The 9,206-nt window shown below is 56.5% G+C and carries 6 protein-coding genes and 1 pseudogene; all 7 read left to right on the top strand.

The features are described from left to right. Positions 1 to 408 precede the first annotated feature (408 nt). Entirely contained in the window at positions 409 to 1,719 is a 1,311-nt protein-coding gene (gene tig, locus AC1Q6I_RS02705; RefSeq protein ID WP_024076273.1) for a trigger factor, read from the top strand. A 91-nt stretch (positions 1,720 to 1,810) separates the two neighbouring features. After that, on the top strand, positions 1,811 to 2,446 hold the full coding sequence (gene clpP, locus AC1Q6I_RS02710; protein WP_024076272.1) for an ATP-dependent Clp endopeptidase proteolytic subunit ClpP: 636 nt from the start codon (positions 1,811 to 1,813) through the stop codon (positions 2,444 to 2,446). 112 nt (positions 2,447 to 2,558) lie between these two features. Beyond that, positions 2,559 to 3,842, top strand: coding sequence for an ATP-dependent Clp protease ATP-binding subunit ClpX (gene clpX, locus AC1Q6I_RS02715; protein ID WP_010564906.1), 1,284 nt, complete (start codon positions 2,559 to 2,561; stop codon positions 3,840 to 3,842). Positions 3,843 to 4,017: 175 nt separating this feature from the next. Then, positions 4,018 to 6,414: an endopeptidase La gene (gene lon, locus AC1Q6I_RS02720; protein ID WP_069076552.1), complete on the top strand. Its 2,397-nt coding sequence runs from the start codon at positions 4,018 to 4,020 to the stop codon at positions 6,412 to 6,414. A 133-nt stretch (positions 6,415 to 6,547) separates the two neighbouring features. Continuing rightward, a complete protein-coding gene (locus AC1Q6I_RS02725) occupies positions 6,548 to 6,835 on the top strand; it encodes an HU family DNA-binding protein (RefSeq protein ID WP_221034285.1) in 288 nt (95 codons plus the stop codon). Positions 6,836 to 7,066: 231 nt separating this feature from the next. Continuing rightward, entirely contained in the window at positions 7,067 to 8,941 is a 1,875-nt protein-coding gene (locus tag AC1Q6I_RS02730) for a SurA N-terminal domain-containing protein (RefSeq protein ID WP_024076270.1), read from the top strand. A gap of 117 nt (positions 8,942 to 9,058) precedes the next feature. Continuing rightward, a pseudogene (locus AC1Q6I_RS02735) lies at positions 9,059 to 9,206 on the top strand (IS110 family transposase); the annotation flags it as partial.

Raw genomic sequence — 9,206 nt, forward strand, 5'->3', positions numbered from 1 at the left:
CCCCATATTCGAAAGGCGCCAGATTTAACAGTCTGGCGCCTTTTTTGTTTTAGCGGTTCGAGTACCCGGCGGCTGTAGGTGCTGGGTCGCAAGAGCGGGGCGTTTCGTCGTATTTATGTATCTCGATGATGCCGCACTGCTTGCCTGTCCTGTTCGTGGGGGTGGGCTGTCAGGGAGATGATCGGCGACTTCTTCTATATATAGAAGGGTTGGCGCAGAGCCCTGGCGTGATTGGCTGTTATTTGTCACCGGGGCGAGCTGCATTCGTGCATTCGTACCGATAAATTGCCTGCTGTTTTTTTACCCGTTTCCAGTAGGGTGACTTCTTGAGTTTGACCCACTAGAATGCATGCCCTTGATTCTGGGGTCGGAAACGGCCGGCTAACGTCTGTGCAACGAGGAATATCCATGCAAGTTTCTGTTGAAAATACTACTGCTCTCGAGCGCCGCCTGAGCATCACCGTGCCGGCAGAGCGCATCGAGACTGCGGTCAACAAGCGTCTGCAGCAGACTGCCCAAAAGGCCAAGATCGCTGGCTTCCGTCCAGGCAAAGTGCCAATGAGCGAAATCAAGCGCCGTTTTGGTGCTGATGCGCGCCAGGAAGCGGTAGGTGACGTGATCCAGGCTTCCTTCTACGAAGCCGTTGTTGAGCAAAAGCTGAACCCGGCTGGTTCGCCGTCGATCGAGCCTAAGTCCCTGGAAGCAGGCAAGGACCTGGAATACGTTGCCGTATTCGAAGTGTTCCCAGAGTTCACCGTTGCCGGTTTCGACGGTATCGCTATCGAGCGCCTGAGCGCTGAAGTGGCCGATTCGGACCTGGACAACATGCTGGAAATCCTGCGCAAGCAGAACACTCGTTTCGAAGTGGCCGACCGTGCCGCCCAGAACGAAGACCAGCTGAACATCGATTTCGTGGGCAAGGTTGATGGCGAAGTATTCGCCGGCGGCTCCGCCAAGGGTACTCAGTTGGTGCTGGGCTCCAATCGCATGATCCCGGGCTTCGAAGACGGCCTGGTTGGCGCGAAGGCTGGTGAAGAACGCGTCCTGAACCTGACTTTCCCAGCTGACTACCAGAACCTGGACCTGGCTGGCAAAGCCGCCGAGTTCACCGTGACTGTCAACAGCGTTTCCGAGCCTAAGCTGCCAGAGCTGAACGAAGAGTTCTTCGCTCAATTCGGTATCAAGGAAACCGGTATCGAAGGCTTCCGCACCGAAGTTCGCAAGAACATGGAGCGCGAGCTGCGCCAGGCCATCAAGTCCAAGGTCAAGAATCAGGTGATGGACGGTCTGCTGGCCGCCAACCCGATCGAAGTGCCTAAGGCCCTGCTGTCCAACGAAGTGGATCGCCTGCGCGTACAAGCTGTTCAGCAATTTGGTGGCAACATCAAGCCTGATCAACTGCCGGCCGAGCTGTTCGAAGAGCAGGCCAAGCGCCGCGTCGTGCTGGGCCTGATCGTGGCTGAAGTGGTCAAGCAGTTCGACCTCAAGCCTGACGAAGACCGCGTTCGCGAAATGATCCAGGAAATGGCTTCGGCCTACCAGGAGCCTGAGCAGGTCGTGGCTTGGTACTACAAGAATGACCAGCAGCTGAACGAAGTACGTTCGGTTGTGCTGGAAGAACAAGTTGTGGATACTGTTCTGCAGAAGGCTAAGGTGACCGATAAATCGGTCTCTTACGAAGAAGCAGTCAAACCGGTCGAAGCACCACAAGCCGACTGATTGCCCAACTCGTTCGAAATACAACCATAAGCCAGCCTCGCGCTGGCTTATGTGTTTTCAAGACATGACTATTTGGGAGTAACTGCAGAGCATGTTCCGTAATTCCTATATTCAGCAGAACTCTGATATCCAGGCCGCAGGCGGCCTGGTCCCGATGGTTGTCGAGCAGTCCGCTCGTGGCGAACGCGCCTACGACATCTACTCGCGCCTGCTCAAGGAGCGAGTGATCTTTCTGGTGGGTCCTGTAGAGGACTACATGGCCAACCTGATCTGTGCGCAACTGCTGTTCCTTGAAGCGGAAAACCCGGACAAGGACATCCATCTTTACATTAACTCGCCGGGCGGTTCGGTGACTGCGGGCATGTCGATCTACGACACCATGCAGTTTATCAAGCCGAACGTGTCGACCACCTGCATCGGCCAGGCATGCAGCATGGGCGCATTCCTGCTGACCGCTGGTGCCGAAGGCAAGCGTTACTGCCTGCCGAACTCGCGTGTGATGATTCACCAGCCACTGGGCGGCTTCCAGGGCCAGGCATCGGATATCGAAATCCATGCCAGGGAGATCCTCTTTATTCGTGAGCGTCTCAACACGCTGATGGCCAAGCACAGCGGGCATACCTTGGAAGAAATCGAGCGTGATACCAACCGTGACAATTTCATGAGTGCCGAAGCGGCACGTGATTACGGGTTGATCGACGCAGTGATCGAAAAGCGCCCCGCTTAATATAAGCTGCTCAAAATAGGGCTGGTCGGCTTGTCCGATCACCGGCGGGCTTGAAAAAGCCCGCATAAGCCTTCATCTTGTGTTGCAAGCCTATCGGATTTGGATCGAACGAATGACTGACACCCGCAACGGCGAGGACAACGGCAAGCTGCTCTATTGCTCCTTCTGTGGCAAAAGCCAGCATGAAGTACGCAAATTGATTGCCGGCCCCTCGGTCTTTATCTGCGACGAGTGCGTCGACCTGTGCAATGACATCATCCGTGAGGAGGTGCAGGAAGCCCAGGCCGAAAGCAGCGCGCATAAATTGCCTTCGCCTAAAGAAATCAGCGGCATCCTTGACCAGTATGTGATTGGTCAAGAGCGTGCAAAGAAGGTTCTGGCCGTAGCGGTGTACAACCACTACAAGCGCTTGAACCAGCGTGACAAGAAAGGCGACGAAGTCGAACTCGGCAAGAGCAACATCTTGCTGATTGGACCTACAGGCTCGGGTAAAACCCTGCTTGCAGAAACCCTCGCTCGCCTGCTGAACGTTCCGTTCACCATCGCCGACGCCACCACCCTCACCGAGGCTGGCTACGTGGGTGAAGATGTCGAGAACATCATTCAGAAACTGCTGCAGAAGTGCGACTACGATGTTGAGAAGGCCCAGATGGGTATTGTCTACATCGACGAAATCGACAAGATTTCCCGCAAGTCCGACAATCCGTCGATCACCCGGGATGTTTCCGGTGAAGGCGTTCAGCAGGCACTGTTGAAGCTGATTGAAGGCACGGTTGCTTCCGTACCGCCACAAGGCGGCCGCAAGCATCCGCAGCAGGAATTCCTTCAGGTTGATACGCGTAACATCCTGTTCATCTGTGGCGGTGCGTTCTCCGGTCTGGAAAAGGTTATTCAAAACCGTTCCACCCGTGGCGGCATTGGTTTCAGTGCAGAGGTACGCAGCAAGGAAGAAGGCAAGAAGGTGGGCGAGTCCCTGCGTGAAGTTGAACCTGACGATCTGGTCAAGTTCGGTCTGATCCCGGAATTCGTTGGCCGTCTGCCGGTCCTGGCCACGTTGGACGAGTTGGATGAGGCGGCTCTGATTCAGATCCTCACCGAGCCGAAAAACGCCCTGACCAAGCAATATGCCAAGCTGTTCGAAATGGAAGGTGTAGACCTCGAGTTCCGTACCGATGCACTCAAATCGGTGGCCAAGCGGGCACTGGAGCGCAAGACCGGTGCGCGTGGCCTGCGCTCGATTCTCGAAGGCGTGTTGCTCGACACCATGTACGAAATCCCCTCGCAATCCGAGGTGAGTAAAGTGGTGATCGACGAAAGCGTTATTGAAGGTAAGTCCAAGCCACTGTATATCTACGAAAACAGTGAGCCTGCTGCCAAGGCTGCGCCAGACGCGTAAGCGTTTTGCAGTTGCTTTACAAACAAGGGGCCTTTAGGGGCCCCTTAGTTTTTAGGACGCGTTTTGGCTGTACCGGTTTTCCTGCGTTTAACTGCTGGCAATAAGCTTGTTTTTTTTGCATGCAGCCCCCATCTTGGTTTCAAGCTTACTTTTCAACTGTCATAGAGGCGAAATCATGAAGACAACCATCGAATTGCCTCTCCTGCCGTTGCGTGATGTCGTCGTCTATCCGCACATGGTTATCCCGCTGTTCGTGGGGCGCGAGAAGTCTATCGAAGCCCTCGAGGCTGCGATGACGGGCGACAAGCAGATCCTGCTGTTGGCCCAGAAAAATCCTGCTGATGATGATCCAGGCGAAGATGCCTTGTATCGCGTCGGTACTGTTGCGACTGTGCTGCAACTGCTCAAGCTGCCGGATGGCACCGTCAAGGTGCTGGTGGAAGGTGAGCAGCGCGGCGCGGTGGAGCGTTTCATGGAGGTGGACGGCCACCTGCGCGCGGAAGTGGCGCTGATCGATGAAGCCGAGGCCCCTGAGCGCGAATCTGAAGTGTTTGTACGCAGCTTGCTTTCGCAGTTCGAGCAATATGTGCAGCTGGGCAAGAAAGTCCCGGCGGAGGTCCTGTCGTCCCTCAACAGCATCGATGAGCCAAGCCGCCTGGTCGACACCATGGCCGCGCACATGGCGCTGAAGATCGAACAGAAGCAAGACATTCTCGAAATCATCGACCTGTCCGCCCGTGTCGAGCACGTCCTGGCGCTGCTGGATGCCGAAATCGACCTGCTGCAGGTCGAGAAGCGCATCCGTGGTCGTGTGAAGAAACAAATGGAGCGCAGCCAGCGCGAGTACTACTTGAATGAGCAGATGAAGGCCATTCAGAAAGAGCTCGGCGACAGCGAGGAAGGCCACAACGAAATCGAAGAGCTGAAAAAACGCATCGATGCCGCTGGCCTGCCGAAAGACGCCCTGACCAAAGCCAATGCCGAGCTGAACAAGCTCAAGCAAATGTCGCCGATGTCGGCCGAGGCCACTGTGGTTCGGTCCTATATCGACTGGCTGGTACAGGTGCCGTGGAAGGCCCAGACCAAAGTGCGTCTGGACCTGACCCGCGCTGAAGACATTCTTGACGCCGACCACTACGGCCTCGAAGAAGTCAAAGAGCGCATCCTCGAATACCTCGCCGTGCAAAAGCGCGTGAAGAAAATTCGTGGTCCGGTGTTGTGCCTGGTTGGGCCTCCGGGCGTGGGTAAAACCTCCCTGGCCGAGTCCATTGCCAATGCCACTAACCGTAAATTCGTGCGCATGGCACTTGGTGGCGTGCGTGATGAGGCCGAAATCCGTGGTCATCGCCGCACATACATTGGCTCGATGCCAGGAAGATTGATTCAAAAGATGACAAAGGTGGGTGTGCGCAACCCGCTGTTCCTGCTCGATGAAATCGACAAAATGGGCAGCGACATGCGTGGCGATCCGGCGTCGGCCTTGCTCGAAGTGCTCGACCCCGAGCAGAACCACAATTTCAACGACCATTACCTGGAAGTCGACTACGACTTGTCCGACGTAATGTTCCTGTGCACCTCCAACTCCATGAACATTCCGCCAGCTTTGCTGGACCGGATGGAGGTGATTCGTCTGCCGGGTTACACCGAGGACGAGAAGATCAACATCGCGGTCAAATACCTCGCGCCCAAGCAGATTTCGGCCAATGGCCTGAAGAAAGGTGAGATCGAATTCGAAGTCGAGGCCATTCGCGACCTGGTGCGTTACTACACCCGCGAGGCCGGCGTGCGGGGACTTGAGCGCCAGATTGCGAAGATTTGCCGCAAGGCGGTCAAGGAACATGCGCTGGAAAAACGTTTCTCGGTGAAGGTTGCCGCCGACTCCCTGGAGCACTTCCTGGGCGTACGTAAATTCCGTTACGGCCTGGCGGAGCAGCAGGATCAGGTCGGGCAGGTGACTGGCCTGGCGTGGACCCAGGTGGGCGGCGAGTTGCTGACCATCGAAGCCGCGGTGATCCCGGGTAAGGGCCAACTGATCAAGACCGGTTCCCTCGGTGACGTGATGGTCGAATCCATCACCGCTGCCCAGACCGTGGTGCGCAGTCGTGCCCGAAGCCTGGGGATCCCTCTGGACTTCCACGAGAAGCACGACACTCACATCCACATGCCGGAAGGGGCGACCCCTAAAGACGGCCCTAGCGCAGGCGTAGGCATGTGCACGGCCCTGGTCTCGGCCCTGACCGGCATTCCCGTGCGCGCCGATGTGGCCATGACCGGGGAAATTACCCTGCGTGGCCAGGTATTGGCTATCGGTGGCCTGAAAGAGAAATTGCTTGCTGCACATCGGGGTGGAATCAAGACGGTGATCATTCCTGAAGAGAATGTTCGCGACTTGAAGGAAATTCCTGACAATATCAAGCAAGATCTTCAGATTAAACCGGTTAAATGGATTGACGAAGTCCTGCAAATTGCGCTGCAATACGCGCCGGAGCCCTTGCCGGATGTGGCTCCGGAGATAGTCGCGAAGGACGAAAAACGCGAGTCTGATTCCAAGGAAAGAATTAGCACGCATTAATGCGTTAAAGCCTGGGGGCTTCCTTGACAGCTTTTTAGAGCCCTTGTTATAAAGCGGCTCTTAAGTGTCTGTAGGCCATTCAGCACTGGTTTTTGCTTTCACCAAAAAACTTAGAATCATACTCAATAGATATATAAGGGGACTTAGAGTGAACAAGTCGGAACTGATTGATGCTATCGCCGCATCCGCTGATATCCCGAAAGCTGCTGCTGGCCGTGCGCTGGACGCAGTAATCGAATCCGTCACTGGCGCTCTGAAGGCCGGCGACTCGGTGGTACTGGTAGGCTTCGGTACTTTCTCTGTGACTGACCGCCCAGCTCGCACTGGCCGTAACCCACAGACTGGCAAAGCACTGCAAATCGCTGCTGCCAAAAAACCAGGTTTCAAAGCCGGTAAAGCCCTGAAAGAAGCCGTTAACTAAGTTTCGATCAAGCCTTTACCTACCCGGGTCCGACGCAGGTCTGGCCTGGCAGCGGAGCGGAAGCTGACCCACGTATCCATTGGGTCGCCACGCCGGGGGTGTGGGTTCAAACCCCCGTCCGCTCCGCCAGTTACGAGAAGGCGCATCCTCGGATGCGCCTTTCTTCTATCCGGACTCTACCCACGCTCCACGGTTGCCTAATTTTGAAGTTCAACCGTTTCTGGGGGACGCATGCTGCAGAATATCAGGGACAATTCACAAGGCTGGATTGCCAAGACCATTATCGGGATCATCGTCGCATTGATGGCGTTCACCGGTATCGAGGCCATTTTCCAGGCTTCGACCAACACCAAGCAGGACGTGGCCAAGGTCAACGGTGAAGTAATCACCCAGACCGAACTGAGCCAGGCCGTCGACATGCAACGTCGTCAGCTCATGCAACAGCTGGGCAAGGATTTTGATGCCTCCCTGCTGGACGAAAAATTGCTGCGCGATGCAGCCCTCAAGGGCCTGATCGATCGCAAGCTGCTGCTGCAAGGTGCGGCTGACTCCAAGTTCGGCTTCTCCGAAGCGGCACTGGACCAGGTGATCCTGCAGACGCCGGAATTCCAGGTGGACGGCAAATTCAGTGCCGAACGCTTTGACCAAGTGATTCGTCAACTGGGCTACAGCCGTCTGCAGTTCCGTCAGATGCTGACCCAGGAAATGCTGATCGGCCAGGTTCGCGCAGGCATCGCCGGCAGCGGTTTTGTGACCGACGCCGAGGTACTGGCATTTGCCCGCCTGGAAAAACAGACCCGCGATTTCGCCACCGTCAATATCAAGGCCAACCCTGCGGCGGTGAAGCTCACCGACGACGAGGTCAAGGCTTACTATGACCAGCACGCCAAGGAATTCATGACCCCGGACCAGGTAGTCATCGACTATCTGGAACTGAAGAAGTCGTCCTTCTTCGACCAGGTTACCGTCAAGGACGAAGACCTGCAGGCCGCCTATCAGAAAGAAACCGCCAACCTCGCTGAACAGCGTCGCGCGGCGCACATCCTGATTGAAGTCAACGACAAGGTCAGCGAGGCGCAAGCCAAGGCCAAGATCGAGGAAATCCAGGCGCGCCTGGCCAAGGGCGAGAAGTTCGAAGCCCTGGCCAAGGAGTTTTCCCAGGATCCAGGTTCGGCCAACAATGGTGGCGACCTGGGTTATGCCGGCCCAGGCGTTTACGATCCGGACTTCGAGACTGCCTTGTATGCGTTGAACAAGGATCAGGTCTCGGCGCCGGTACGCAGCAGCTTCGGTTGGCACCTGATCAAGCTGTTGGGTGTCGAGGCACCGCAAGTGCCGACATTTGCCAGCCTGAAAGACAAGCTGACCCGTGAACTCAAGACCCAGCAGGTCGAGCAGCGTTTCGTCGAAGCGACCAAGCAATTGGAAGATGCGGCATTCGAAGCTTCCGACCTGGCCCAGCCAGCCTCTGACCTCAAGCTGACCGTGCACACCTCCGCGCCATTTGGCCGTGAAGGTGGCGAAGGCATTGCGGCCAACCGTGCCGTGGTCACCGCTGCATTCAGCCCGGAAGTGTTGGATGAGGGTGCCAACAGCACCGCCATCGAGCTGGATCCGGAAACCATCATCGTGCTGCGTGCCAAAGAGCACCTCAAGCCTAAGCAACTGCCGCTGGAAAGCGTTGCGGCGGCGATCCGTACGCAGATGGCCAAGGAGCGCGCCAGCGCGGCTGCCAAGGCTCACGCTGACGAGTTGATCGCCAGCTTGCGTGATGGCAAGACTCCGCTGAACCAGCCAGTCGATGGCCAGGCCTGGAAAGTCACTGAAGCGGCGACCCGTAGCCAGGAAACGATTGACCCAGCTGTTCTGCAAGCGCTGTTCCGCATGCCCAAGCCCGTGGCCAAGGACAAGCCGACCTTCACCACCGTGACCCTGGCTGACGGTAGCCTGGTGATCGTGCGCTTGAATGGTGTCAACGAAGCTGCCGCCCCATCGGACGAAGAAAAGGCGCAATACCGCCGCTTCCTCGCTTCCCGCGTGGGTCAACAGGACTTCGCGGCGTACCGCAAGCAGTTGGAAAGCAAGGCTGACATCAAGAAGTATTGATGTTGGTTTGAATAAAAGCCCCCGGCCTGAAAGGACCGGGGGCTAATGAGATGGTCACCCCCACACCCTGCGAGGGCTACGCTTTCGCAGGGTGTTTTGTTTTTGGAGGCCATCATCATGAGCGAGTCAGCGCTGATCGGGATCGATCTCGGCAAACATAATTTCCACCTTCTGGGCCAAGACAAATCGGGCCGCGAGGTGTTTCGCAAAAAGCTCTCGCGAGCGCAGATGATGCGGTTCTTCGGCAACTTGCCGAGCTGCGTCG

The organism is Pseudomonas sp. MPR-R2A5 (assembly GCF_058793055.1).